Genomic DNA, 25,174 nt, shown 5'->3' with positions numbered 1-25,174 from the left:
GCCGCCGCACGGCACGTGCCTACCGGCTCGAACTCGACAGGTTCTCCTTGACCTTGGCGATGGCGAACCCCCAGCCCTGCTGGACGGTCGTCTTGCCGGGAACGGCGATCTCGTCCGGGTTGGTGAGGACGTCCAGCAGGACGGGACCCGGCTCGGCGAACGCGCGCTTCACCGCGTCGGTCAGGTCCTCGGGCCGGGTGACCCGGATGCCGGTGATGCCCAGGGCCTGGGCGACGGCCGCGAAGTCCGGGTTGTCGAGGACCGTGCCGAACTCCGGCAGCCCGGCCTGCTCCTGCTCCAGCTTGACCATGCCGAGGCGCTGGTTGTCGAAGACGACGAGCTTGACCGGCAGTTGTTCGGTACGGATGGTCATCAGGTCGCCCAGCAGCATGGACAGCCCGCCGTCGCCGCAGAAGGCGACGACCTGCCGGTCCTTGTCGAGCATCTGCGCGCCGATCGCCTGCGGCATGGCGTTGGCCATCGAGCCCAGGTTGTAGGAGCCGAGCAGACGGCGGTCGCCGCGCATCTCCACGAACCGGGACAGCCACACCGTGGCCATGCCGGTGTCGGAGGTGAAGATGGCGTCCTCGTCCGCGACGGCGTCCACGGCCGCGGCCAGCGCCTCGGGCCGCACGAGGTGCGAGCGGTTGTCGAACTTGGAGCGGACCTTGCCGATCAGCCCCCGGTCGTGGCCGGGCGAGGCGAGGTCCCGCTGGCCGTCCTGCCACTTGGTGAACTTCTCGCGCGCCGAGTCGAGATGGCCCCGGTCCGTGCGCTGCTGGACGCGCTCCAGCAGCCCGCGCACGGTCGGGCCGACGTCCGCCGCGAGTCCGACGTCCACCGGCACCCGGCGCCCGATGTGCTCGGCGACCCGGTCGATCTGGATCACCTTCTTCCCCTCCGGATACCAGTCGCGGTACGGGAAGTCGGTGCCGAGCAGTACCAGGGTGTCGGCGTCGTCCATCGCCTGGGCGGCGGCCGGGTTGCCGATGAGACCGGTCTGGCCGACCTGGTAGCAGTTGTCGCCCTCGAAGCCCTCCTTGGCCTTGAGGGTGATCACCGTCGGCGCGGCCAGCCGCTCGGCCAGGGCGAGCACCTCCTCCCGGCAGCCGCGCGCTCCCCGGCCGACGAGCAGGGTGACCTTGCCGCCGTCGTCGATCACGGAGGCGGCCTCGTCCAGCGCGGGGTCGTCCGGCCGGTTGGCGGAGCCGGTCAGCGAGAGCCGGACCGGCCGGTCGTCCGGCAGCTCCAGGTCGCCGACGTCACCCGGCACCGTGAGTACGGCGACCCCGCGCCGGCCGACGGCGGTGCGCACGGCGACCTCCAGCAGCGCGGGAAGCTGCGCGGGCGAGGTCACGGTGGCGCGGAAGACGGCGACGTCCTTGAAGAGCAGGTCGTTGTCGACCTCCTGGAAGTAGTCGGTGCCGATCTCCGCCTGCGGGACCTGGCCCGTGATGGCCAGGACCGGCGTGCCGCTCTTCGCGGCGTCGTACAGGCCGTTCAGCAGGTGGACCGAGCCGGGACCGACCGTGCCCATGCAGACCCCGAGCGTGTCGGTGAGCTGGGACTGGGCACCGGCCGCGAAGGCCGCCGCCTCCTCGTGGCGGCAGCCCACCCAGGACACGGCCTCGGAGGCGCGGATGGCGTCGGTGAACGGGTTGAGCGCGTCGCCGACGACGCCGAACACCTGGCGTACGCCGAGTTCCTCCAGCGTGTCGACGACGAGACGGGCGACGGTGCGGGCCATGGGGAGTGTCCTCTCCGCGGGCCCTTCGAGGCCCGCTGCTGCAATACGGCGGACGGTGTGCCGCCGTACCGGTACGGGTGCCTGCGGTTCAGCCGGTGAAACGGTCCGGGTCGGCCGCTTTCCAGTCGGCCGCCCAGTCGGCCGGGGGCCCGGAGGTCAGCTCGCCGGGGGCCAGCCAGTCGTAGAGCGCGGCGTAGGAGCGGAAGTCACCGGTCGGGGTGTCGCGGCGGCGCAGCATCTCCGGGCGCAGGTCCCTGGGGTCGGTGACGCCCATCGCGGCCATGATCTGCTGGGCGCTGCGGACGGTCGCCTCCTGGTAGCGGCGGACCCGGTCGGACTTGTCGGGGACGTCGAGGGCCCGGGCCCGGCGCGGGTCCTGGGTGGTGACGCCGGTCGGACAGCGGTTGGTGTGGCAGCGCTGGGCCTGGATGCAGCCGACGGCGAACATCATGCTGCGCGCCGCGTTGGTGTAGTCGGCACCCATGAGCAGCCGCTTGACCAGGTCCGAGCCGGTGGCGACCTTGCCGCTGGCGCCGACCCGGATGCGGTCGCGCAGCCCGGCGCCGGTCAGGGCGTTGTGGACGGTGATCAGCCCCTCGGTGAGCGGCATGCCGAGGTGGTCGGCGAACTCCAGCGGCGCGGCGCCCGTACCGCCCTCGGCGCCGTCGACCACGATGAAGTCGGGGGTGATGCCCTCGGCGAGCATCGCCTTGCAGACGGCGAGGAACTGGGTGCGCGAGCCGGGACAGAGCTTGAACCCGACCGGCTTGCCGCCCGCCAGCTCCCGCATCCTGGCCAGAAACCGGACCAGCTCGCGGGGGGTGTGGAACTCCCGGTGGTACGGGGGTGAGATCACCGTCTCTCCCTGCGGGACCCCGCGCACCTCGGCTATCTCGGCGTTGACCTTGTCGCCGGGCAGGACACCGCCGATACCGGGCTTGGCTCCCTGGGACAGCTTGAGCGAGACGCACTTGACGGCGGGGTGGGCCGCCTTCTCGGCGAACTGCTCGGCGTCGAAGCCGCCGTCCTTGGTCCGGCAGCCGAAATAACCGGTACCGATCTCCCACACCAGGTCGCCGCCGGGGCGCAGATGGTACTCGGAGAGGCCGCCCTCGCCGGTGTCGTGGGCGAAACCGCCGCGCGCCGCACCGGTGTTGAGGGCGAGGACCGCGTTGGCGGAGAGGGAACCGAAGCTCATGGCGGAGACGTTGAGCAGCGCCATGTCGTACGGCTGGGCGCAGTCGGGCCCGCCGATCCGGACCCGGGGCGGTGTGTCGGGGGTGTCGACGGGGGCCATCGACGGCACCAGGAACTCGTAGCCCCGCTGGTACATGTCGCGTTCGCTGCCGAAGGGCTCCTCGGCGTCGATGCCCTTGGCCCGCTCGTACACGATGCTGCGGGTGTCGCGGTCATAGGGGCGGCCGTCGTAGTTTCGCTCGACGAAGTACTGCTGGAGCTCCGGGCGGATCGCTTCGAGCAGGTAGCGGGCGTGGCCGATGACGGGGTAGTTGCGCGGCACCGTGTGGCCGCGCTGGAGCAGGTCGTAGCTGCCCAGCAGGCCCGGGGCCGCGAGGACGCATGCGGCGAACCACCACCAGGGGGACACGAGGACGGCGGCGGACACCGCGGCCGCCGCGCCGATCAGAAGGAGACCCACGGCTCCGAAACGCACCATGTGCTTCCCGATTACCGCTGCCGCGACGCTCATGCAGGGGCCGGGTAAGGAACGCACATGAGTTCGGCCCGGCCGTGCCGAGCAGCCGCTCGCTTCCTCGGCTGCTCGGCGCTGTGGCTTCAGCGTCTGCGGCCGCGGGTGCTCCAGCCGGCGCCGATGCCCGCGACATGCAGGGCCAGCAGGGCGAGGCCGATCAGCATGACGTTGGTCGAGCTGAAGGTGTCGTTGGTGGAGATGTCCGCCGCGTTGATCAGGAAGGCGATGAAGAACAGGACCGCCGAGATGATGGCCAGCACGATGTGCTCCCCTTCGGATGAGTGAGGTCTTGCGGAACACTGACCGGATGCCCGTGAAGGGGTGCGCCAGTCACCCTTTCACCGCCCGGCCTTCGTGCACGCTCCATTGCCCTGGTATTTCTGAGGGACCGTCAATCTTCGTCACCCGACGCCGTGTTCACCCTCGGAGGCGGGCTGGTGGGCTTCACGCCGTCCGATCACGCCGTCCACGGCCTGCACCGTAGGAACCAACCTTGTCGAAACTCTGTGGAGGTCCCCGGTCCTGCGGGCAGGAGTCGGTGTACCTGTTTCCGAATGGAGGGTGTGACGAGATGAGCGACCAGAACGAGAGCCCGGCGGACGTCGTGCGAGCGCTGTACGCCGCGCTCCGCGAGGGCGATGTCAAGGGCATCCTCGCCCGGCTGGCCCCCGACGTGATCGTCGACGAACCCAACCGGCTCCCCTACGGGGGTGTGCACCGGGGCCGCGAGGCGTTCGCGGAGGCCGTCCTGGGCGGGATGACGGCCCACGCGGACATGACGATCACCGGCGTGGACGTCTTCGAGGGCCCGGCCGGGATCATCGGCAGGCTCACCGGCACGCTGAGGGCCCGCTCGTCCGGCGAGGAGTACCCGCTGACCCTGGTCGAGATCCTCCGCGTCGAGGACGGCCTGGTGCAGGAGATCGACGTCTACACGAAGAACCCCGAGGGCGTGGCGGAGTTCTTCGTCCACGCGGAGTCCCATCACTCCGGATGATCGGCATCAAGCCGCGCCAGTCCCTCTTCCCACCGCCGTCGCCTCTCCTCCCCCGACTCCTCCCACCACGGCCTCCCCCAGCGCCACCTTGGCCTCCTGCACCCGCCCCCGCGCCACCCGTTCGGCCTCACCGTCCTCGGCGTCCCGCACCCCCCGCCGCCCCGCCATGAGATGCCGCCGCAGCCGAGCGGCGACGTCCTCCGGGATGCCGGGGTCCGTCGCCCGCCGGCGTCGGCCGTTGACGACGACGAAGTGCCCGTCAGGCGCTTCTCGCGCGGTTCCTCGGCCATGCGGCCGATTCTCACCGGCCGAGGGGGCGGGGGCGAGCACGCAGAGGGCGGGAGACGCGCGTCGCGTCTCCCGCCCTCTGCGTTCCCGTACCGCCCTGCAGGGCCGTCAGCGTTCCGGGGTGTCCTGCGGGCCCCTCGGGACCTCGCTGCCGCCGTAGGAGCGGCGGACCGCGTCGGCGGCCTTGTCGGTCTGGGCGTCGTACTTGTTGCCCGTACGCTCGTCGATCAGCCGTTCGGCACTCTCCACGCCCTTGTCGGCCTGGTCAGGGTGGCCCTTGGCCAGGTCCTTGGCCTTGTTCGCCAGATCCCCGAACTTGCTCATGGGAAGCCTCCCGTGGTTGGCGCGTACGTCGTTCCCGGCTACGCCTACCCGTCGACCACCCCCTGAATCAGGGCGCTTTGAACAGCGTGGGGAAGCGGGGCGCGAGCCAGGGCTTGCGGCCCCACGCGAGTACGCCGGCGCGCGCCATGGCCTGCCAGGGGCCCACGCGGCCCAGCGCGATGAGCAGGAAGGTGACCGGTTCGGTGAGGATGGTGCACTCGGAGCGCTCCGGCGGACCGGGGAGGACCTCGACGGCGCCCTCGGCGAAGGTGACCCCGAAGGTCTCGCCGCCCCGCACCCGCAGGGTGTAACGCGCCGTCAGCCCAGCCGGTGCGACCGCCACCCGCGGCATCGCCGTCTTCAGGAACGGCATGCACAGCCCCACCCGCGTCCGGTCGATCATGTGCGGCCGGCCCACCGCGCGCGCGAGGTCCCAGCCGTGCCCCAGCATGTGGGTCAGGAGGTACGAGGCGAGCACGTCCTTGGTCATGGGGCCCAGCGGGGTCACGAGCGTCCGGTCCGGGCCGGTCCCCTCCACCGCCGCCAGGAACGCCTCCGCCTGCTCCACGATCATCGCGGCCAGGGGTTCCGCCTCACGTTCCGGGAACTCGGTGAGGCTGCGCGCGTTGGCCGCGGCGAGGCTCTGCGGGGTGCCGTCGCCGTAGGGACGGTCCTGACCGGCGGCGAGATCGGCCATCAGGCCGCCTGCCAGGGCCAGATGGGCGGCGGTCTCCCCCACGGTCCACTCCAGCCCCGGTACGGGCGCGGCCGGGTCCGTCGCGCCGTCCAGCAGCGCGGCGATGGCCCGGGCCGTCTCCCGTATCGCCCGGCCGAGTCCCTCCGGCAGGGCGTCTCCGCTGTTCGTCTCCACGCCGCCCGCTCTCCTCAGGTCTGGATGATCACGCGGTACGAAACCAGACCTCCCTGTTCAGGACAAGGGGCGGGGCGCTCCGATCGCGCTGAGCCAGTCCTCGATGGTGACCACGTCCGCCCACTGCGGGAACAGCCGCTCGACGAGCATCCGGTGGACCTCCGGATCGGTGTCGAGACAGCCGTCCGCCAGGACGGTCACACCGAGGTCCAGATCGACCGCGTGCCACAGGGTGGACAGCACCACGGCGCTGGTGGCGATGCCGGTGAGTACGAGACTGTCGACGCCCCGAGCCCTGAGGACCAGATCGAGGTCACTCCCCGAGAACGCGCTCCCCCGCCGCTTGGTGACCACTACGTCCCCTTGCCGGGGCGCGATGTCGGGGTGGATCTCGGAGCCAGGAGCCCCCTCGGTGAACAGCCCGGCGCGCAGGACGCCGGCCATCACCTTGTTGCGCGGGCCGACCTCGGGGTCGCCGGGCCGCAGCCCCATCACGACGTAGATCACGGGAATGCCGGAGGCCCGCGCACCGTCGATCGCCCCGCGCAGGCGTGGCAGATAGCCGGAGCCGTCGTCGGCGAGGGCCACCACGTCCCGCTGGACGTCCATCACCAAAAGCGCACTGCTCGTCATGCCCGCCGTCCTCCGCAGTAAGGAGCCAAGATCGCTCATTGTCGCACCCGTCGATTACCGGCCGCGATGGGTCCCCACGCTGCGCCAATGGAGCTAATCGGGGCCCTTTCACCGATCTCTTCGGGGTGGCGGCACCGGATCACCCGCGAACGAGTCGAGCATCCATGGATTCGGGCGGTGCCGTGTCGGAGCGCGGGCGGCGGAACCGTCCCCACACGTGAGGTGAGGTAGTGCGTTTGTTCGGCCGGCAGTTCGTGGTGGCACGGTTTCCGGTGTTCGTCGTGGCCGCGTGGCTGGTGGTGGCGGTGTGCACGGCCGCCTTCCCCGGCCGGCTGGCATCGGAGGCGGCGCGGCGGCCGGCGATGACGCTGCCCGCGTCGGCGGAGTCGAGCCGGGTGGCCAAGGAGGCCGGTGGGCCGGCCGGTGGCCCACCGGTCGTGATCGTCTGGGAGGCCACCTCGGCCAAGCGGCTCAGCACAGAGGCAGCACAGCGGATCCTCGCCGGGCTGCCCCGCCCGGTCGGTTTCCCCGGCGCCGTGACCTCCTCGGCCAACGGCCGTTCCCTCGTCTGTGTCGTCACCCTCACCGCCGCGGACGACGCCGGGCTCGGCCTCTCCCTGCAGCGCGTGCGGAAAACCGCCGAGTCACTGCCGGACAGCAGGGTCCGGCTGGCGGGACCGGCAGCAGGGCAAGCCGACCTGGAGACCTCTTTCGCGGGCATCGACGGAAAGCTGCTGGTCATCGCGCTGGCCGCCGTCGCCGCCATCCTGTTCCTCGTCCACCGGAGCGTCCTGCTGCCCCTCGTGGTGGCCGCGTCCGGGGTCGTCGCGCTGACCCTGTGCAGTGCGGTGCTGTACGCGCTGCGGAGCTGGGGCGTGCTGACGGTCGACGGGCAGGTGCAGGGCATCCTCTCAGTACTGGTCATCGGAGCGACCACGGACTACGGCCTGCTCCTGCTGGCGCGGTACCACGAGCACGCCCCGGAGATGTCGGCTCCGGCGGCCATGCGGAGGGCGTGGCGGGCGAGTTGGGCGCCCATCGCGGCGAGCGCGGCGACGGTGGCCTGCGCCATGGTCGCCCTGCTCCTCAGCGCCCTCCCCGCCAACCACTCCCTGGCGCTCGCCGGTGCCGTGGCGATGTCCTGCTGCGTGCTGGCCGCGCTGACCTTCGTCCCGGCCGCCGTACTCCTCGGCCCGCGCGCGATGTTCTGGCCCCGGCGACCGCAGGACGGCCAGACCGGCGGGCGGGGCTGGTCCTTGGTCACGGCGGTGGTCGAGCGGCACGCGCGTCCGGTGTGGACGGTGGGCTGCGCGCTGCTCGCGGGCTGCGCCGCCCTGGCCGTACTGCTGGCTCCCGGCGGCCTTCCGCTGGGCGAGGCGCTCACAGCACGGGCACCCTCGGTAGGCGCCCAGTCGGCCTTGGCGGCGCACTTCCCGGCGGGCACGGGCAGCCCGGCCATCGTGGTGGCGGACTCCGAGGGCGCCGCAGGGATGCGACAGCGGGTGGAGGAGACACCGGGGGTCGCCCGCGCCGAGGTCATCGCCACCCGACCGCGTACGACGATCGCGGCCACCCTCGACAGCGCCCCGGACAGCGAGCGCGCCCAGGAGACGATCGGCCGTCTCCGCGCGGCCACGGGCGGCCGGGCCCGGGTGGGGGGTTATCCGGCGCAGGTCTACGACATGCAGCAGGCGGCCGAGCGGGACCGTACCCGCGTACTGCCCGCCGTCCTGGTGATCGTGCTGCTGCTCCTGCTGGGGCTGTTGCGGAGTCTGGCGCTGCCGGTCGTGCTCGTCGTCGTGGCCGTGGGCAACTTCCTCGCGGCGCTGGGTGTTTCAGCGGTGATCTTCGACGTCGCCTTCGGTTCGACCGCGACGGAGCCGTCCCTGGTGCTGTTCTCGTTCGTGTTCCTGATCGCGCTCGGGGTGGACTACAACATCTTCCTCATGCACCGCGTCCGCCGGGAGTCCCTGCTCGCGGGACAGCGCGTCGGCACGCTCCGGGGGCTGCGGGCCACGGGGAACGCCATCAGCTCGGCGGGGATCGTGCTCGCCGTCACCTTCGCCACCCTGACCGTGATGCCGCTGCGCTACCTCGCCCAGATCGGCGTCATCGTCGCGGTGGGCGTGCTGCTCGACACCCTGTTCGTCCGCCCGTTCCTCGTCCCGGCCTTCACCCTGGACATGGGCCCCTGGCTGTGGTGGCCGACGAAGCCACCGGCGGGCCCGCGCCTGGGCAGCGTGGGCGAGCAGCGGTCCCAGCCGGACATGGCGTCCGTCTGACAGCGGAACAGTGAGGCCGGCCCCCGCTCACGGGCCGGCCTCACCGCGTTCCGGATCAGTATCGGTAGCCCGAGTGCCACCAGTCGTTGCCCCACCAGCCGTCGTGCCAGTGGTTGTGCCAACGGTGGTACGAGTTGCCCCAGCCGTCGTGGCCATAGCGGTCGTGGTGACGGTGGTCGTAGCCGTAGCCGTAGCCATAGCGGTCATGGTGGCGGTGGTCGTAGCCGTAGCCGTAGCGGTCGTGGTGGCGGTTGTCGTAGCCGTGGTGGTCCGACCCCCGGTCGCCGTGGTGCTGGCTGTAGGAGGCCGGCGCCGACCCGGGCACGGACGCCGACGCGGTGCCCGCCGTCCCGATGGCGGCACCACCCGCCAGCATCGCTCCGGCCGCCGCGAGGACAGCGGCCCGCTTCACGTTGAGAGCGCGCATTGAGTACACCTCCCCTCAGGTCTCGAAGCGTTCATGTCCTTGATTCGGAGCGGGGGCTGCCACGGTTTGCCCCGTTTCGCACTTTCTGCCGAGGGCCGTCCGTTCCGCCGGACACCCATCCGAGGCGCACTCCGTGACGAATTACCTGAAAGGCCCCTGAAGGTGTTCGTCATGAAGCGCGATTCCTGCCGTCTCAGTTACGACTCCGCCGCCCCCGCGGACGCGGTGCGCGACGATCTGCGCGACCACCTGGCCCGCTGGCAGGCGGCGGAGTTCGCGGACGACGCCTCGGTGGTGGTCAGCGAACTGGTCTCCAACGCGTTGCGGCACGGCAGGCCGCCCGTCCGGGTGGCGTGCGCACTGCGACGGCGGTCCCCCGACGGGCCGGCGCTGCGCATCGAGGTGGCCGACGCGGGGCCGAGCTTCGACACCACCCTGGTCCGGGCCCGGTGGCGGCATCCGTCCTTCACGCTGGAGGAGTCCGGCCGGGGACTGTTCCTGGTCGACGCCCTGGCCAGCCGCTGGGGCGACGAGCCGACCCTTGACGGGCACACCGTCTGGGCCGTCCTGGACCCCCCGGACGGATAGCACTCGAACGGCGGCAGGCGGGCGCCCACCGGGCGCGGGGACGGCACCCGGCACCCAGGCTGGACAGGAAGGAGTGCCAGGACGAGGGGAGGAACGACAGCGATGCCCAGGGACAGGACCGCCGACGACCGCCGTCTCGACGGCTGGCTGACGGCGACCGCGCACGGCAGCGAGGAGGCGTTCACCCTGCTGTACGACAGCCTGTCCGGCTCCGTGCGAGGTCTGGCCCTGCGCGTGGTGCGCGACGCCTCGCAGGCGGAGGAGGTCGCGCAGGAGGTCATGCTGGAGGTCTGGCGTACGGCGCCCCGTTTCCGTCCCGAGCACGCTTCGGCCAAGGCCTGGGTGTTCGCCCTGGCACATCACCGCGCGGTCGACCGGGTCCGCTCGGCGCAGGCCGCGTCCGACCGGGACCGCCGGGTGGCCGAGGGCAACAGCGAGCGCCCGTTCGACATGGTGGCCGAGCTGGTGCAGGACCGCGACGAGCAGCGCAGGCTCTACCGCTGCCTGGCCGCGCTGTGCCGGAACCTGCGGGTGCCGCTGGTGCTGGCCTACTACGAGGGCCTGACGTACGACGAGGTCGCCCGCGCGCTGAGCAAGCCGCCCGGCACGGTGAAGACGCGGATGCGCACCGGGCTGCACCGGCTGCGGCAGTGTCTGGAGGCCGGCGAATGAGCGCGGCTCCCGGCGATCACGACGCGGTCGGCGCCTATGTGCTCGACGCCCTGCCCCCGGACGAACGGGCCGCCTTCGAGAACCACCTCGCGGCCTGCGCGGCCTGCCGGGAGGAGGCCGCGCAGCTCATGGAGGCGGTGGTCGGACTCGCCGAGGCCGTCTCACTGCCCCCGGACGACGCGGCCCGCACCCGCGTGCTGGCAGAGATCCGGAACATCCGGCAGGAGACCCCGCCGGCCCGGCCGAGCCGTGCCCAACGGCTGCTCCCCTGGGCGCTCGCCGCCTGCCTCGCGGCGGCCGTCGCCGGCGGATCGACCGCCTGGTGGCAGCACGAGGAGGCGCGGGAGGCCCGGCGCACGGCGCAGGAACAGGAGCGGCGTACCTCCTCGCTCGCCGAGGTGGTGACCGCCCCGGATGCCACCGTGCGCACCGGTGACCTGAGCAACGGCGGACGGGCGAGCGTGGTCATGTCCCGGCAGAAGCAGAAGGCGGCCTTCGTCGCCACCGGGCTGCCCGTCCTCGGCGAGGGGAAGGTGTACCAGCTCTGGTACGCCGACAACGGCACCACCTTCCGCTCCGGCGGCCTGCTCTCCGGCACGGGAGGCCGTCAGGGCCGGGTCCTGCTGGGCCCCCTCGGCCGGGCGACGGCCGTGGGGATCACGGTGGAGCCGGCGGGAGGGTCGAATCAGCCGACAACCACGCCGCTGGGGGTGGTTCAGCTCTGAGGCACGGCGTCGTGCCGGGCCGTACGACACCGAGCGAGTTTGACGAACAGGCCCCGCCGCGTGCCGACTTGGCAGGTGACGGCGATCCGGCGCCGTACCTCGTCGCGCGCGCTCCCCGGGCAGTCCTCATCGGTCGTGGTGAGGCAGCAACGGGCTGCCGGACGGTGGGAGTTGGTCAGGGGGTGGGGAGCCGCTTCGGGGCTCACTGCGCGGTCACGACGACGGAGTGCCAGCCGCTCGCGCCGTCGGGGATGGTCCGGGCGCGCTTCTCCGTCTGCACGCTTCCGGTGCGGTCGGTGGCGCGCACGGTGAGGGTGTGGGATCCCTTGGTCGCCTGCCAGGGGAAGGACCACTGGCGCCAGGTGTCGCGGGTGTCCTCGGCGGCGAGGTGGGCCTCCTGCCAGGGACCGTCGTCCACCCGGACCTCGACCTTGTCGATGCCCCGGTGCTGGGCCCAGGCGACCCCGGCCACCATCACGGTCCCGGACTTCGGCCGGGCGAACGGCTTGGGGGTGTCGATGCGGGACTGCGTCTTGACCGGCGCCTTCCGCGCCCAGCCTCGCTTGACCCAGTACGGGTCGTAGGAGTCGAACGTGGTGAGTTCGATGTCCTGGATCCACTTGCAGGCGGAGACGTACCCGTACAGGCCGGGCACGAGCATGCGTACCGGGAAGCCGTGCTCGAAGGGCAGCGGTTCGCCGTTCATGCCGACGGCGAGCATGGCGTCGCGGCCGTCCATGATGTCCTCGACGGGCGTGCCGATGGTCATGCCGTCCACCGAGCGGGCCACCAACTGGTCGGCCGGTCCACCGTGCGAGGGGGCCTTGACCCCGCATTCGGCGAGCAGGTCGGCCAGGCGGACGCCGGTCCAGCGGGCGTTGCCGGCGTACGGGCCGCCGACCTCGTTCGACACGCAGGTCAGGGTGATGTCGCGCTCGATCAGCCGTCGGCGCAGCAGATCGTCGAAGGTGAAGGTGGCCGGCCGGGTCACGCCCTTGCCGTGCACCCGGAGGTGCCAGGCGGTGGCGTCCACCTTGGGGACCACGAGGGCGGTGTCGACGCGGTAGAAGCTCTTGTTGGACGTGACGTAGGGGCTGACGCCCTCGACCCGCAGGGCCGTCCGCGCCGGTACCGGCCGTGCGGGCGAGCCGGGGCGGGGCAGGACGACCTGCTGGCGGGAGGCGACGGCGCCCCCCGCCCGGCTGCCGCTCAGCGTCCGGCCGACCCTGCCCACGACGGCGGACGCGGCGGCCGCGGAGGTGGCCGCGATGACGAAGCCCCGCCGGTCCCAGTCGCCGGGCTCGCTGTCAGCGACCGGTACGGGGGTGATGAGGCGTCCGGCCAGGAAGTGGAGCAGCAGCGTCCCGACGGCGGCCCCGATCAGGGACGGCAACGTGTCCGTGAAGCCTCGGGAGTCCGGGCGGGTGAGGGCGGCCACCGCGCCGATCACGCCGAAGAGGAGGACACCGGCGGCTCCGACGGCCCGGCGGCGCACCGCCGACGCGCCCAGGCCCAGGGCGAGCAGCGCGAGTACGGCGAGGATGCCGAGCTGCAGCACCAGCTTGTCGTCGGTGCCGAAGTGACGGATCGCCCAGTCCTTGACCGCCGCCGGGGTCTGGTCGATGGAGGCCCCGCCGACCACGACCACCGGGCTTGCCTGCGGCCGTACCCCCGCCGCCACCAGTTCGGCCACCGCCAGCGCGGCGAACCCGGCGAGCATGCCGCTCAGCGCGCCCAGCGCCGTCCGCGCCGGCCCCGGTGATCTCCTTGGGTCGCTCTGTTCCTCACTCACGCGGGGAATCCGGGGCCGGGGGCGGGGCCGGATTGGTGGCTTCCTCAGATCGGATGAAGACGCATCTCACACCAGTCCGGGGGGCGTTCGGCGACGGATCATCTGGGTGTCACCGCCTGACTGCCGAGGCGCTGTCAGCCGGTTCGGCCGCTGATGCCGGTTTCCGTTACGGCCGTTGCCGGGGTGCGCCGCGGGGGGCCGCCGCGCCGCTCCGGGCGCCAGGTGGTCACGAGGGCGGCGGCCAGCAGGAGTTCGGCGATGTCTCCGCCGTAGTACATGATCTCCGCGCCGCGCCGGACCTGGTCGATCGGCGCGTGGACGTCGGCGAAGAAGCCGCCGTACAGGGCCTGGGCGATCAGGGCGTGCGCTGCGATGGCGATGCCCAGGCAGGTGAGCCGGGCAGGTACGCCGGGGCGGCCGGGGGCGGGGTCGGGGCCCGCGATGGCGTGCGCGAACAGGCATCCGGAGAGCAGGAAGTGTGCCGCCATGAGCCAGTGCCCGGCGGGGTGGCTCATGGCGGTGTTGTACAGCGGGGTGAAGTACAGCACCGCCAGGCTGCCGGTGCTCAGCAGGAGCGCGCTGACCGGATGGACCGCGCACCGGACGGGCGGGCTGTGCAGGACGGCCGTGATCCGGCGGGCCCCGGCGGGTGGCAGCGCGCGCAACGCCAGCGTGACGGGGGCGGCCAGCACGAGCGCCAGCGGGGCGTACATGCCGATGAGCATGTGCTGGGCCATGTGCGCGGGGAAACCGGTGGGCGCCGGGGGCACCAGGGCGACGGCGAGGAGAGCCAGGCCGGTGACGAAGGAGATGGTGCGCCAAGCCGGCCAGTCCTGGGCGGGGTTGTGGCGTACGGCCCGTCGCACCGCGAGGTGGTGGAGCGCGGCGAGGGCCAGCAGGGCCAGGACGACCGTCACCGCCTGCGGCAGGACCGTGCCCGCTCCGTGGTGGTGTTCCGTCATGCGCCGCGCTCGGTCGCGGGGTCGTGGAAGCGGCCGCCGCGCCGGATCAGGTGGCCGGCGGCGATGAACAGCGCGCCGAGGACGAGGAAACCGGCGTCCCACCACGCCTGGTAGGGCCCGCCGTGCACATGGTGGATGCCGAGGATCTGGTGGTCGAGGACGCCCTCCACCAGGTTGAAGACGCCCCAGCCGGACAGCACCCACCCCCACAGCACCCGAGAGGTCCACACGGTGCGCCGGTCGTGGGTGACGCGGGAGTACAGGACGGCGAGGCCGAGCAGGACGGCGATCCAGCACAGGGCGTGGAAGACGCCGTCCCACACGGTGTTCATCTCCAGCCCGGACACCGTGTGCGGGTCGTAGTACTTGACGCCGATGCGGTCGTGGTTGGTGCTGGTCAGCATGTGGTGCCACTGGAGGAGCTGGTGCAGCAGGATGCCGTCGACGAATCCGCCGAGGCCGACGCCGAGCAGCAGTCCTGGCAGCCGCAGGCTCGCGGGTGCCGTGTCGGGCGGCCGTGCGGTTCCCGCTGTGGTGGCCATCGGCTGTGCTCCCTCCGGTGAGCGTGCGCTACGGTCCGTCCGCACACGGCTTTCCCACCGCGAGCGCGATCGACACCCGCTCCGCCGGCTTCCGTCCGGTCGGCTCCGCTCACCGCACGGGCGCCGCCTCGACCACGGGCCGCCCGCCGGGGCGCAGGGCGACGCGCTCGCCGCGTGCGCACGGTACGAGCCGTGCGCCGAGCCCGCGCTGCCGTACGGCGTGGAGGAAGTCGCTCAGCGGGGACTTCATGACGGTGTACTCCTCGTAGTGCACCGGCAGCACCCATTCCGGGTCCAGCCGTTGGGTGAAGCCGGCGCCCTGGGCTCCCGTCATGGTGACGAGGAAGCCGCCGGGGAGCGTGGTGCCGCCGAGGTGGAGGACGGCGAGGTCGAGGTCGGGGCAGCGGCGGGCGATGGCCGCGACGATCGGCGGGAAGGGCAGCGTGTCGCCGGAGAGGTAGAGGCGGAGCACGGGCGGGCCGCCGAGGGGGCCGAACTCGAGCAGGCTGCCCATGACCTGCGGCAGCAGGGGCCGGAGCGGGCCGCCCGCGTGCTGCCCCGGCAAGGAGGTGACGGTCACCTGGGTCTCGCGGCCGGTCACCGTACGGCTCTGCCAGGTCTCCAGCGCGGTGGCGTGCGGGAAGCCGTGCAGGCGGCGCAGTTTGCGGGCGGCCTGGGGTGTGGTGAGTACCGGGAGGCCCGAGTCGAGGCCGCGCCGCGCAACCCGGTCCCAGTGGTCTCCGTGCAGGTGGGACAGCACGATCGCGTCGATGCCGGCGGGCAGGTCGGCGACACCGAGGGTCGGCTCCAGCAGACGGCGGCTGACGAGGCCGTGCCCGAGGTAGGCGTACTGGCCGCGGTGGAGGAAGTTGGGGTCGGTCAGCAGGGTGACGTCGCCGTAGCGGATCAGGAGCGTGGCGTTGCCGATGAAGTGGCAGGTGACGGGTGGGTCCTGCGGGGTCGCGGTCATGTGCGCCTCCTCGGGTCGCCGGGGCCCCTGGGGACCGGGTGACCGGGCAGGCGCGGTCGAACCACGAACGGGCGGGCCGGCGTGAAACGGCGCTCGGCGCTATCGGCCCCTGGCCCCGACGACCTGCGCGAACATCTCCTCCATCGACGCCTGCGCGGGCCGGTACCGCACCCCCAGCTCGCGGCGGCTCTTGGTGGTGTCCACACGGAGGTCGTAGCCGATGTCGCGCCGTAGGTACCCGCGTTCGAGGCCCGCCGCCGGGGCCAGGGCGACCGCCAGGGGCTCGGGGAGGTCGCGGCGTGGCAGGGGGTAGGAGCCGTAGGCAGGGAGGAGGCGGCGGGCGAGGTCGACGTCGGTGGACTCGGCCGCGAGGAGGTGACGGCCCTCCGCGTCGGGGAGGAACGCGGCGGCCAGATGGGCGTAGGCGATCTCGCGTACGCCGACCACGGTCAGCGCGATGCGCGGGGCGCCGCAGCGCATCCGGCCGCTCGCCATCTGCCGCGCGATGGTGAAGCTCTCGCTGGTCGGCGCGGAGTTGAGGACTGGGCCGATGACCAGGCCGGGGTTGACGGTGACCAGCCGCCAGCGGTTCTGCTCCTGCGCGATCCGCCATGCCTCCAGCTTCGCCAGGGTCTTGGAGTAGCGGTAGGGCTCGCGGGTCAGGGAGGAGGTGGTGTTCCAGCTGCCCTCGGTCACGATCCGGCCGGGGTACATGAGTCAGGCAGCAAGTATGTGCACTGTCAACATGACCTCGGTTCCTACGGGGCCGCCGACACGCTGAACAGCGCCCGGACCGCCGCGCGGACCTGGGCGTCCACCACCTCCGGCGTCGAGGAGTCGAGCTTGCCGTCCAGGTGCAGGAAGGCCAGGCCGTGGACGAGTGCCCACACCGTGGTCGACAACGCGTCCGGGTCGACGCCGGGGAAGACCGCGTGTACGATGCCGCGGACGTACTCGGAGATGGCCGCGGTCGCCGCGACCCGCTCCTCACTGTTCGGATCGCACGGCTCCGCGAACATCACCCGGAACATCGCGGGCCGGTCCAGCGCGAAGCGCACGTAGGCGACGGCGACCGACGCGAGCTCGTCCGGGGTCCGGGGCTCGGGGTGGGCGGCGGCCAGGTGTTCGGCGAGTTCGCGGTACCCCTCGGCGGCCACCGCGGAGACCAGCGCGTCGCGGTCCGCGTAGTGACGGTAGGGGGCCGTGGCCGACACGCCCGCCCGCCGCGCCACCGCGCGCAGCGACAGCCCGGCGCTGCCGTCCTCCTCCAGCAGCTCCCGCGCGGCACGCAGGCAGGCCGCGCGCAGATCGCCGTGGTGATACGAGCTGCTCGCTTGAGGCATAGGTCACACTCCTTGAAGTTTACGGCGCTTACATTCCTGACCTAATGTGAACGCTGTACACATTGTAAGCGATGGAGATCGAGAGGGGAAAGCAGGATGACCAGCGAACTGTTCTGGCCGTTGTCCCTGCGCTCCGGGCAGGTACTGCGCAACCGGATCGCCAAAGCGGCCATGGAGGAGAACATGGCGGCCGACGGCCAGTTGCCCGGAGCCGAACTGCTCGGGCTGTACCGGCGCTGGGCCGGGGGCGGTGCCGGACTGCTCATCACGGGCAACGTCATGGTCCACGCCGAGGCGCTGACCGGTCCGGCCGGTGTCGTCCTCGACGAGGCCGCGCCGCTGGAGCCGTTCACCGAGTGGGCGAAGGCCGGCAAGGCGGGGGGCGGGGCGATCTGGATGCAGATCAACCACCCCGGCCGCCAGATCGGCTCCGAGATGCCCGGCGTCGTATGGGGTCCCTCCGCGGTCGGCGTCGACCTGGGCAAGCACAGCGGCCGCTTCGGCCGCCCGGTCGCCATGACCGCCCGGCAGATCGAGGAGACGGTCACCCGGTACGCGGTGACCGCGCAGCGCGCCGAGCAGGCCGGCTTCGACGGGGTCGAGGTGCACGCGGCGCACGGCTATCTGCTCTCGCAGTTCCTCTCCCCCCTGGTCAACAAGCGCACCGACCAGTGGGGCGGCTCGCTGGAGAACCGAGCCCGGATGCTGCTGGACGTGGTCCGCGCCGTACGGGCCGCCGTGTCGCCCTCCTTCGCGGTCGCGGTCAAGCTCAATTCGGCCGACTTCCAGCGCGGCGGCTTCGACGCGGACGACGCGCGCCAGGTGATCGAGATGCTCGCGCCGCTCGGTGTCGACCTGGTCGAGCTGTCCGGCGGCAGCTACGAGAGCCCGGCGATGTCCGGCCGGGCCGCCGACGCGCGCACGCAGGCGCGTGAGGCGTACTTCCTGGACCTGGCGAAGGACCTGGTCGGGTCCAGCCCGGTGCCGCTGATGCTGACCGGTGGCATCACCCGGCGCGAGACCGCCGAGCGCGTCCTCGACAGCGGGGTGGCGGTCATCGGGATGGGCACCGCCCTCGCGGTCACCCCCGACCTGCCGGAGCGCTGGCGCACCGGCGGCGAGGCCGAGCGGCAGCTCAGGCCGGTCACCTGGTCGGACAAGGCGCTCGCGTCGGCCGCGAGCATGGCGCAGGTCCGCCACCAGATGCGCCGGATCGCGCGCGGCAGCAGGCCCAAGCCGGGCACCCACCCGGCGGTCGCCCTCATCGCCGAGCGGCGCAAGCAGCGCCGGGCGCTGCGCCGCTACCGCGACTGGCTGGGCACGACGCGGGGCGCCGCGTAGCACGGGGCCGACAAGGCGCCCCAGGTACTCGGTACCTGGGGCGCCTCTTCGGTGGGACCTCCCACGACGCGGGCGGCGCGGCTCCATCGGGGAGCCGCGCCGCCTGCGTCCGGGTGTCTCAGCGGGAGCCGACCGCCTTCAGCACCTTCAGCGCGCCGGTCAGCAGCGCCGCCCAGGCCTCGGGCGGGATGCTCTTCGGCGGGGTGAACCCCTGGAGGCGCTGGTGGGCGACGTTCTGGGCCTCGGTGTACTTGAGGATGCCCTCGGCACCGTGACGCCGTCCGAGGCCGGAGTCCCCCATGCCGCCCATCGGCGCGTCGACGCTGCCCCACGCGGCGGCGAACGCCTCGTTGACGTTGACGGTGCCCGTGTGCAGCCGGGCCGCCACGGCGCGTCCCCGTGAGGCACTGCGGGACCAGACGCTCGCGTTGAGGCCGTACGGCGTGGCGTTGGCCCGCGCGATGGCCTCGCTGTCGTCGCGCACCGGGTGGACGGACACGACGGGCCCGAACGTCTCCTGCTCGTACAGCATCATGTCCGGGGTGACACCGGCGAGGATGGTCGGCTCGTAGAACAGCGGTCCCAGGTCCGGGCGCGCCCTGCCGCCCGCGAGGACCTTCGCCCCCTTGGCCACGGCGTCCTCGACGTGCTCGGTGACGGTCTTGAGCTGGGCGGCCGTGGTGAGGCTGCCGACGTCGCAGCTGAAGTCGTACGCGCCACCGACCTTGAGCCGCTCGGCGCGGGCGACGAAGGCGTCCACGAACTGGTCGTGCACCGAATCCGCCACGTACAGACGCTCGATGGAGACGCAGAGCTGCCCGGCCGAGGGGAAGCAGGCGGCGACGGCGCCGTCGGCGGCCTTCTCGATGTCGGCGTCGTCCAGGACCAGCATGGCGTTCTTGCCGCCGAGTTCCAGGGAGGAGCCGATGAGCCGCTCCCCCGCGTCCCGCGCGATCTTCCGGCCGCTGGCGGTGGAGCCGGTGAACATCATGTAGTCGGCGCCCGCCATCAGCGCGCCGCCGATGGAGCTGCCCCGCCCGATCACCATCTGCCAGACACCGGAGGGCAGTCCGGCCTCCCGCATCAGCTCCAGCGACCACAGCGCGGTGAGCGCGGTCTGGGTGTCGGGCTTCTGGACGACCGCGTTGCCGGCCATGAGCGCCGCGACGGCGTCGCCGGCGGCCATGCTCAGCGGGTAGTTCCAGGGCGAGACGACCGCCACGACGCCCTTGGGGTGTCGCAGCTCGGTGGTGTGGGTGAGCAGCGGGACCGCGCCCCGGCGCCGCTTGGGTGCCAGGTACCGGGAGCCGTTGCGGGCGTAATAGCGGGACACGACGGCGATGTCCACGACTTCGAGGAACGCGTCCCGGCGGGTCTTGCCGTTCTCGGCCTGCATCAGGTCCAGCGCCTCGTCCTGGCGGGCGAGCACGAGGTCGTGGAAGCGGAGCAGGATCTGCTTGCGGCGGCTCAGCGGGGTCGCGGCCCAGTTCCGTTGGGCGATCCGGGCGCGGGCGAAAGCGTCCTCGACGTCGCCGGGCGTGGAGACCGGCAGGTCGGCCAGGGGCGCGCCGGTGTAAGGGGCGGTGGTGGTCACGCGTACGGCGTCGGGCGCCGCGCTGACGCGTGCCGCCAGCCGCTCGATCCGGGCCGGCGTCAGGGACGCGGGCAGCGGGGCATGGGGGGCTGGGGCGGTGGTCATGGCGGGGCTCCTGTCTACCGGGTACGGACCGAGGTGGGGACCGGCATGTGCAGGGCGAGCTGCCCCTCGGTCACGACGTCGAACTGGATGGTCCGCATCGGCTTGAGGGAGCGCAGGTCGTCGGCCATGCGCCCCTCTCCGACCGTGAGCCGGAGGTCACGCGGGAGGAGCGCGGTACCGGCCGACAGCACGTTGGTCTGGCTCAGGGTGGAGTGCCAGGCGCCGTCGATCGAGGTGTACGAGCTGAGCGACGAGACGCGCTTGCCGCTGGGGTAGCTGTTCTGGGCCGGGGTGGGCGCGGAGAGCGCGAGGTCGACCCCGCCCGCGTCGTTGGCCACCCGCGCGGTGGTGCGGTGGGCGTCGATGCCGACGTCGAGGCCGGTCACCCACTTGGGGAAGCCGTAGCCGTCGTGGCCGCGCACCTGGGCGATCTCGGTGCTGACCGGGAGGGAGAGCACGTAGGAGTCGAGGTGCTCGTTCTTGAGCGCGGAGACGAGGTCGAAGAACCCCAGCTTGCCGTGGCGGGCGGGCTTCACCGCGATGCCGACGGCGGCCTCGGTGTAGAAGTCGATGTCGCACACGTCGTACCGGAAGAACATCGCGGAGACGAGGCCCAGTCCCGGCGCGACCTCCAGCGGGGCCAGTTCGCGGGGCAGCCGGGTGCGGATGGCGCGGGTGGGCGCGAGCATCGTGAGCCGGGCGGTGGAGATGCGGTAGTAGAAGTTCGGGGTGAGGGTCTCGCCGATGGGCGAGTCGACCTTGGTCTTGGGCAGCTTCCGGAAGAAGTCCACCCCGCTGACGCGGGGGTCGCGGGCGACCGCGTCGAGATCGGTGTCCATCCGGTACCGGTCGTACAGGCCCCCCTCGGGGACCGTGACCGAGCGGCCGCCGAGGTCGACCTGGACCGTTTCACGCGGGGACTGGGACGAGGGCATGACGCGGCTCCTGGCAACGCATGTTGACGGTGATTACATCAGCGTAGCCACCGATGTAAGCACCGTCAACACTCCGTCGGGCGGGCCGCCTCAGTCGTCCTCGTGCAGCGCCGATCCCAGGAAGTCGATGGCGATCTTGCGGGCGATGTTGGCCGCCCGGGTGTCGCGCAGGCTGTCCAGGAGCAGGAAGTCGTGGACCATGCCCGCGACCCGGACCGAGGTGACGTCGTTGCCCGCCTCGCGGAGCTTGTTGGCGTACTCCTCGCCCTCGTCGCGCAGCACGTCCGCCTCGTCGGTGATGACCAGTGTCGGCGGCAGACCCTTCAGCTCCTCCAGCGACGCCTGGAGCGGGGCGGCGTACTTCTCGGAGCGCTGGGACGGGTCGGAGGTGTAGGCGTCCCAGAACCACTTCATGCCGTCGCGGGTGAGGTAGTAGCCCTCGGCGAACTGCGCGTAGGACGGCGTGTCGAAGCCGGCGTCGGTCACCGGGTAGAGCAGGCACTGGGCCTTGAGGTCGATGCCGCCGCGGTCCTTGTTCATCAGCGCGAACACCGTCGACATGCAGCCGCCGACGGACTCGCCGGTGACGGCGATGTTCGAGGTGTCCATGTCGTGTTCCGCGCCGTGCTTGAGGACCCACTGGCCCACGGCGTAGTTCTGCTCGACCTGGGTCGGGTACTTCGCCTCCGGCGCGCGGTCGTACACCGGGAAGACGCCCACCGCGCCCGCGCCGACGGTGAGTTCGCGGAAGAGGCGGTCGTGGGTCTTGTCGTCGCCGAAGACCCAGCCGGCGCCGTGGATGTAGATCAGCACCGGCAGCGGGCCGGTGACGCCCTTGGGGCGGATGACGCGGGTGCGGACGGTGCCCCACTCGCCGGCGTCCACGTCGACCCACTCCTCGTCGACATCGGGACGGGGCACGCTGGTGTCGCTCTGCAGGTCCGCCAGGATGGCCCGCCCCTGTTCCGGCGGGACCTCGTAGATCCGGGGGTGCGGATCGGTCGCCTCGGCCAGCTCCTTCGCGGCCGGTTCGAGGTACGGGGTGACGGGCGGCGGGATTTCGGACATGGCCACTCCTAGGGCTGTTCCTTCGGGCACGCGAGGGCCCCGTCGCACGGCCGGTCCGGCCGTGCGCGGTGACGGCTACCCCAGTCGGGGATCACCCACGCAAGTGATCCCCCCCTGCCCATGTTTGGGGCCCCCGCCGGGGACCGCAACCGGCCACCAGGTGCCGCCCCGTCGCTCTCACCTGTGCGGGATGTCGCGCAGCCGAAGATCAAGTCGACGAGGGCGACGTCGAATCAGGCCAGGTTGCCGGCCTCGTGCCGGGCGCAGAAGGAGGGTCGTCCGTACACACCCGAGACGGGCGGGGTCAGGGCGGTGTGAGGGTGTCGAGTTGCGCGGCGAGGTCGGGGTGGGTGCCGGTCAGGTGGGGGCGGGTGTCGGTGAGGGGGCGGATGAGCTCGGCGGGGTCGTCGTGGGCGAGGGCCGCGTGGAGCCTGCTGAGCGGGGGGCGGGCCGCGGGGGGCAGGTCGGTGAGGGCCGCGATCTGGCCGGCGATGCGGCGCAGGTCGGCCGCATTGCGGCGGGCCCAGGTGGCGGTGGTGCGCTCGGCGGCGCGGCGTTCGCGGGTGGCCTGGACGCGTTGTTCGCCGGTGGTTCCGGCCGGACCGGGACGGCCGCGCAGGTAGCGGCGTTCGGCGGCCTGGCGGCTGGCGACGCCGAGGGGGTGGGCGAGGTCGGCCCAGCTGGCACCCGCCTGACGGGCGGTTTCGATCAGGCCGGTTTCCCATCCGGCGAGCTGCTCGCGTACCTGTCTCAGCAGCAGCAGAGAGGCCAGCGCCCGCTCCGGGCCGACGTCCTGCGTCTCGGCAGTGCCATGCACTTCGTGCCGGGCGGTCCGCAGGGCGTCGTCTATGGCGTCCAGGGCTGCCGCGGCGGCGAGGAACGACGCCGGGCTCGGTGTGTCGGCGCTGGACGATGCCGGCTGTTCGGTCTGGTTCATGGCCACCTCCCTCAATGTCATCGGTTGGACGACCCCGTGTTTGTCATCCATCGGATGACATGCTACAACGGTGTCAGTGAGGCGCATTGGCAGCCACTGCCGAGACCTTCCTGGAGGTGTTTTCCCATGTTGATGCGCACTGACCCGTTCCGTGAGCTGGACCGGCTGACCCAGCAGCTGCTGGGCCCCGCCACATGGTCCCGGCCGTCCCCGATGCCGATGGACGCCTACCGCGAGGGTGACGAGTACGTGGTGGCCTTCGACCTCCCCGGCGTCAGCCCCGAAGGCATCGACATCGACGTCGAACGCAACATGCTGACCGTGAAGGCCGAGCGCCGGCCCGTGGCGAAGGCCGACGACGTGCAGATGGAGCTGTCGGAACGGCCGCTGGGCGTCTTCTCCCGCCAGATCGTGCTCGCCGACACACTGGACACCGAGCACATCCAGGCCGACTACGACGCGGGCGTGCTCACCCTGCGCATCCCGATCGCCGAGCGCGCCAAGCCCCGCAAGGTCGCCATCGGCGTCGGAAGCGGCCGCAAGGAGATCTCCGGCTGAGCCGGACTCGACACGGGCTGAACAGCGGCGGACGGGCACCATCCGATCTCCCCCTCGCCCGTCCTCCGCTGCCCCAGCGAACCGAAGAAGGGCGGCGGCCGGCATGACTGTGCGGCGGGAAGCGTTCCTTGACCAGGTGAAAGAACGCGGCGAGTACGGCACCCCGCAGGAAGCCGAACGCGCGGCCCGCGTGGTGCTCGCCCTGCTGGGGGCACACCTGATCGGCGAGGTACGCGCCCAGCTGGCGGCGCGGCTGCCGGAGGGCTTCGCCCTGATCCTGCTCAACCCGCTGCAGAGCGCCGAGCCGCTGTCACCGGAGCGGTTCGTGCGTGCGACCGCGGCCTGGATCGAAGGAGCCACCGAACACACCGCCGCCTGGGACGTCAGTGCCGTCCTGTCCACGGTCGCCGACGCCGCCGACGACGACCTCCTCGAACAGATCCTGTTCCAGCTCCCCGCGGGCTACGACCTCCTCTTCGGCCGCCCCCAGGCCACCTGACCGCCCACCCCTGGTGACCGCGCACCGGCCACCCCGACCCTGGTGACAGAAAGGCAACCACCGCAGTGATGTCCGACCAGAGCGTGCCGTTTCAGCAGCCCTACGGCGGGGCGTACGAGCACTTGCTGGAAAAGGTCCGCTATGACGGTGCCTACCCCACCCGTGAGAGGGCCGAGGAAGCTGTCCGCCTCGTCCTCGCGGGACTGGGACGTCAGCTGACCGGCGACGAACGCGTCGAACTGGCCGCCCGGCTCCCCCTGGAAGCCGCACGCATCCTCACCGCCCAGATATCCGACACCCAGCCGCTGACCGGCTGGGCCTTCGTCAAGGACCTCGCCGCCCGCACCGGAGCATCTCTGGCCACCACCCGCTGGGACACCGGCTCCGTCTTCTGCGCCGTCGCCGCCTACGCGGGCCCCGACCTGCTGACCCGCATCCTTCACCAGCTTTCGCCGGGTTACGCGCTGCTGTTCGGCCACGCCGAACTCACCCCCGCCGCGTAGACGCGGCCGGAGCGGCAGAGGGGGGCACCGCCAGGGCACGCGACAAAAGCGGCACGCGCCCACCGTCCGGAGCCCCCTCGCCTGCGGCGACGTGTCGGGGCTCTTGAAACTCCTGACGGAATGATCTTTCGGGTCAGGAGTCGATCTCCCAGTGGAGGGCCCCAGCGTGGGCAAGAGGTTCCAATGCCTCGACGAAGGGCGCCTCATCCGCGCCAGGTGGGAGGTCCACGGCGAGATAGGTGCCCTGAAGCCACTCGCATGGCAGGCCGGCATCGACGGCTTTGCCGTGCAGGAGCTCATGTACCTGGTCTCGGTCCACGTGGTCCGCGACGAGTGCGACGCGAAGGGTCCGGTGACCGGACTTACGCAGGACCTTGTTCACCAGGTGATTGCTGTCGATGGTCACGACGTCGCGGTAGAAGATTCCGTAGGTGAAGAACGGCAGACAGGCCACCTCGAAGGTGTCCTCGGTGAGCCGGCGGGTCCACAACTGCTCGCGCCAGTCGTCCTGCGGGTCCGACAGGTCGGCGTGGATCATGTAGTTGGCCGGGCCCCGGCCGATCGGGTCCTCGTGCGTGATGATGATGATTGGGTGCCTCCTGGAGCTGGGTCCCGACTCCGAGATCCTGCAACAGTTGCCTCGGTCTTGATGAGGCGGGGCGCGTTCAGACATCGCTGGCAGATCAGTGCAGGTGGGCGAACGCACGCTCAACGACCCCCGCAGACAAGGGGTTTGACTACGTCCACCTGCGGAACGGCG

Annotated in this window: 27 protein-coding genes; 9 read left to right on the top strand and 18 right to left on the bottom strand. The window is 72.0% G+C overall.

Features of this window, described 5'->3' with window-relative positions:
* Positions 1–19: 19 nt before the first annotated feature.
* From E5082_RS23035 to E5082_RS23025, 3 genes are all read right to left on the bottom strand, one after another.
* Entirely contained in the window at positions 20–1,747 is a 1,728-nt protein-coding gene (locus E5082_RS23035) for a thiamine pyrophosphate-dependent enzyme (protein WP_135793144.1), read from the bottom strand.
* Positions 1,748–1,835: 88 nt separating this feature from the next.
* Positions 1,836–3,422 carry an FMN-binding glutamate synthase family protein gene (locus E5082_RS23030; protein ID WP_135793143.1) on the bottom strand — a complete coding sequence of 529 codons (1,587 nt, stop codon included), beginning with the start codon at positions 3,420–3,422 and terminating at the stop codon, positions 1,836–1,838.
* 119 nt (positions 3,423–3,541) lie between these two features.
* Positions 3,542–3,718 carry a hypothetical protein gene (locus E5082_RS23025; RefSeq protein WP_086691612.1) on the bottom strand — a complete coding sequence of 59 codons (177 nt, stop codon included), beginning with the start codon at positions 3,716–3,718 and terminating at the stop codon, positions 3,542–3,544.
* A 311-nt stretch (positions 3,719–4,029) separates the two neighbouring features.
* On the opposite strand from E5082_RS23025, the gene E5082_RS23020 reads away from it, so the two are divergent.
* Entirely contained in the window at positions 4,030–4,455 is a 426-nt protein-coding gene (locus E5082_RS23020) for a nuclear transport factor 2 family protein (RefSeq protein WP_135793142.1), read from the top strand.
* Positions 4,456–4,851: 396 nt separating this feature from the next.
* Here E5082_RS23020 and E5082_RS23010 read toward each other — a convergent pair whose 3' ends face one another.
* The 3 genes from E5082_RS23010 to E5082_RS23000 all read right to left on the bottom strand — a co-directional run bounded on the left by E5082_RS23010 (position 4,852) and on the right by E5082_RS23000 (position 6,571).
* Positions 4,852–5,067 carry an antitoxin gene (locus E5082_RS23010; protein WP_135793141.1) on the bottom strand — a complete coding sequence of 72 codons (216 nt, stop codon included), beginning with the start codon at positions 5,065–5,067 and terminating at the stop codon, positions 4,852–4,854.
* 67 nt (positions 5,068–5,134) lie between these two features.
* Positions 5,135–5,938: a maleylpyruvate isomerase family mycothiol-dependent enzyme gene (locus E5082_RS23005; RefSeq protein ID WP_135793140.1), complete on the bottom strand. Its 804-nt coding sequence runs from the start codon at positions 5,936–5,938 to the stop codon at positions 5,135–5,137.
* A 57-nt stretch (positions 5,939–5,995) separates the two neighbouring features.
* Positions 5,996–6,571 (bottom strand): cysteine hydrolase family protein, encoded by a 576-nt coding sequence (locus E5082_RS23000; RefSeq protein WP_135793139.1) that lies wholly within the window; start codon positions 6,569–6,571, stop codon positions 5,996–5,998.
* 230 nt (positions 6,572–6,801) lie between these two features.
* Between E5082_RS23000 and E5082_RS22995 the strand changes: the two genes are divergently transcribed.
* A complete protein-coding gene (locus tag E5082_RS22995; protein WP_135793138.1) occupies positions 6,802–8,853 on the top strand; it encodes an MMPL family transporter in 2,052 nt (683 codons plus the stop codon).
* A gap of 55 nt (positions 8,854–8,908) precedes the next feature.
* Here the strand turns inward: E5082_RS22995 and E5082_RS22990 are convergent, their stop codons facing one another.
* Positions 8,909–9,280, bottom strand: coding sequence for a hypothetical protein (locus E5082_RS22990; protein WP_167514124.1), 372 nt, complete (start codon positions 9,278–9,280; stop codon positions 8,909–8,911).
* A 171-nt stretch (positions 9,281–9,451) separates the two neighbouring features.
* Between E5082_RS22990 and E5082_RS22985 the strand changes: the two genes are divergently transcribed.
* The 3 genes from E5082_RS22985 (at position 9,452) to E5082_RS22975 (ending at position 11,265) form a co-directional block, all read left to right on the top strand.
* Positions 9,452–9,868: an ATP-binding protein gene (locus E5082_RS22985; RefSeq protein ID WP_135793136.1), complete on the top strand. Its 417-nt coding sequence runs from the start codon at positions 9,452–9,454 to the stop codon at positions 9,866–9,868.
* Between the two features lie 102 nt (positions 9,869–9,970).
* Positions 9,971–10,540 carry a sigma-70 family RNA polymerase sigma factor gene (locus E5082_RS22980; RefSeq protein ID WP_135793135.1) on the top strand — a complete coding sequence of 190 codons (570 nt, stop codon included), beginning with the start codon at positions 9,971–9,973 and terminating at the stop codon, positions 10,538–10,540.
* Complete coding sequence (locus tag E5082_RS22975) at positions 10,537–11,265, top strand: anti-sigma factor (protein ID WP_135793134.1); 729 nt, start codon at positions 10,537–10,539, stop codon at positions 11,263–11,265. The genes E5082_RS22980 and E5082_RS22975 overlap by 4 nt, the downstream gene beginning before the upstream one ends.
* A gap of 202 nt (positions 11,266–11,467) precedes the next feature.
* Here the strand turns inward: E5082_RS22975 and E5082_RS22970 are convergent, their stop codons facing one another.
* From E5082_RS22970 to E5082_RS22945, 6 genes are all read right to left on the bottom strand, one after another.
* On the bottom strand, positions 11,468–12,985 hold the full coding sequence (locus tag E5082_RS22970) for a molybdopterin-dependent oxidoreductase (protein ID WP_135793226.1): 1,518 nt from the start codon (positions 12,983–12,985) through the stop codon (positions 11,468–11,470).
* Between the two features lie 206 nt (positions 12,986–13,191).
* Positions 13,192–14,019, bottom strand: a complete 828-nt coding sequence (locus E5082_RS22965; protein WP_135793133.1) for a cytochrome c oxidase assembly protein — start codon at positions 14,017–14,019, stop codon at positions 13,192–13,194.
* On the bottom strand, positions 14,016–14,561 hold the full coding sequence (locus tag E5082_RS22960) for a DUF2243 domain-containing protein (protein ID WP_135793132.1): 546 nt from the start codon (positions 14,559–14,561) through the stop codon (positions 14,016–14,018). Before E5082_RS22960 ends, E5082_RS22965 begins: the two co-directional genes overlap by 4 nt.
* Positions 14,562–14,670: 109 nt before the next feature.
* On the bottom strand, positions 14,671–15,531 hold the full coding sequence (locus tag E5082_RS22955; RefSeq protein WP_135793131.1) for an MBL fold metallo-hydrolase: 861 nt from the start codon (positions 15,529–15,531) through the stop codon (positions 14,671–14,673).
* 99 nt (positions 15,532–15,630) lie between these two features.
* On the bottom strand, positions 15,631–16,245 hold the full coding sequence (locus E5082_RS22950) for a Rossmann-fold NAD(P)-binding domain-containing protein (RefSeq protein ID WP_135793130.1): 615 nt from the start codon (positions 16,243–16,245) through the stop codon (positions 15,631–15,633).
* A gap of 44 nt (positions 16,246–16,289) precedes the next feature.
* Positions 16,290–16,874, bottom strand: a complete 585-nt coding sequence (locus tag E5082_RS22945; protein WP_135793129.1) for a TetR/AcrR family transcriptional regulator — start codon at positions 16,872–16,874, stop codon at positions 16,290–16,292.
* Positions 16,875–16,970: 96 nt separating this feature from the next.
* Here E5082_RS22945 and E5082_RS22940 point away from each other — a divergent pair, with 96 nt between their 5' ends.
* Positions 16,971–18,215: an NADH:flavin oxidoreductase/NADH oxidase family protein gene (locus tag E5082_RS22940; protein ID WP_135793128.1), complete on the top strand. Its 1,245-nt coding sequence runs from the start codon at positions 16,971–16,973 to the stop codon at positions 18,213–18,215.
* Between the two features lie 118 nt (positions 18,216–18,333).
* On the opposite strand, the gene E5082_RS22935 is transcribed toward E5082_RS22940, so the two are convergent.
* The 4 genes from E5082_RS22935 to E5082_RS22920 form a co-directional block, all read right to left on the bottom strand.
* A complete protein-coding gene (locus tag E5082_RS22935; protein WP_135793127.1) occupies positions 18,334–19,914 on the bottom strand; it encodes a succinic semialdehyde dehydrogenase in 1,581 nt (526 codons plus the stop codon).
* A 14-nt stretch (positions 19,915–19,928) separates the two neighbouring features.
* Positions 19,929–20,849, bottom strand: a complete 921-nt coding sequence (locus tag E5082_RS22930; RefSeq protein WP_135793126.1) for an acetoacetate decarboxylase family protein — start codon at positions 20,847–20,849, stop codon at positions 19,929–19,931.
* A 90-nt stretch (positions 20,850–20,939) separates the two neighbouring features.
* Positions 20,940–21,917, bottom strand: a complete 978-nt coding sequence (locus E5082_RS22925) for an alpha/beta hydrolase (protein ID WP_135793125.1) — start codon at positions 21,915–21,917, stop codon at positions 20,940–20,942.
* A 304-nt stretch (positions 21,918–22,221) separates the two neighbouring features.
* Positions 22,222–22,854 carry a type III effector protein gene (locus E5082_RS22920; RefSeq protein ID WP_135793124.1) on the bottom strand — a complete coding sequence of 211 codons (633 nt, stop codon included), beginning with the start codon at positions 22,852–22,854 and terminating at the stop codon, positions 22,222–22,224.
* A 126-nt stretch (positions 22,855–22,980) separates the two neighbouring features.
* Here E5082_RS22920 and E5082_RS22915 point away from each other — a divergent pair, with 126 nt between their 5' ends.
* The 3 genes from E5082_RS22915 (at position 22,981) to E5082_RS22905 (ending at position 24,414) form a co-directional block, all read left to right on the top strand.
* Positions 22,981–23,412 (top strand): Hsp20/alpha crystallin family protein, encoded by a 432-nt coding sequence (locus E5082_RS22915; RefSeq protein ID WP_135793123.1) that lies wholly within the window; start codon positions 22,981–22,983, stop codon positions 23,410–23,412.
* A 103-nt stretch (positions 23,413–23,515) separates the two neighbouring features.
* A complete protein-coding gene (locus E5082_RS22910) occupies positions 23,516–23,911 on the top strand; it encodes a DUF2267 domain-containing protein (RefSeq protein ID WP_135793122.1) in 396 nt (131 codons plus the stop codon).
* Positions 23,912–23,979: 68 nt separating this feature from the next.
* Positions 23,980–24,414 (top strand): DUF2267 domain-containing protein, encoded by a 435-nt coding sequence (locus tag E5082_RS22905; protein ID WP_373309998.1) that lies wholly within the window; start codon positions 23,980–23,982, stop codon positions 24,412–24,414.
* A gap of 133 nt (positions 24,415–24,547) precedes the next feature.
* Here the strand turns inward: E5082_RS22905 and E5082_RS22900 are convergent, their stop codons facing one another.
* A complete protein-coding gene (locus E5082_RS22900; protein WP_167514122.1) occupies positions 24,548–24,952 on the bottom strand; it encodes a DUF4265 domain-containing protein in 405 nt (134 codons plus the stop codon).
* Positions 24,953–25,174 lie beyond the last annotated feature (222 nt).

The organism is Streptomyces griseoluteus (assembly GCF_004784465.1).
Lineage (GTDB): Bacteria > Actinomycetota > Actinomycetes > Streptomycetales > Streptomycetaceae > Streptomyces > Streptomyces griseoluteus.
Note: the sequence above shows the minus strand (reverse complement) of the source record. Positions and strands in the feature narration are given on the sequence as shown.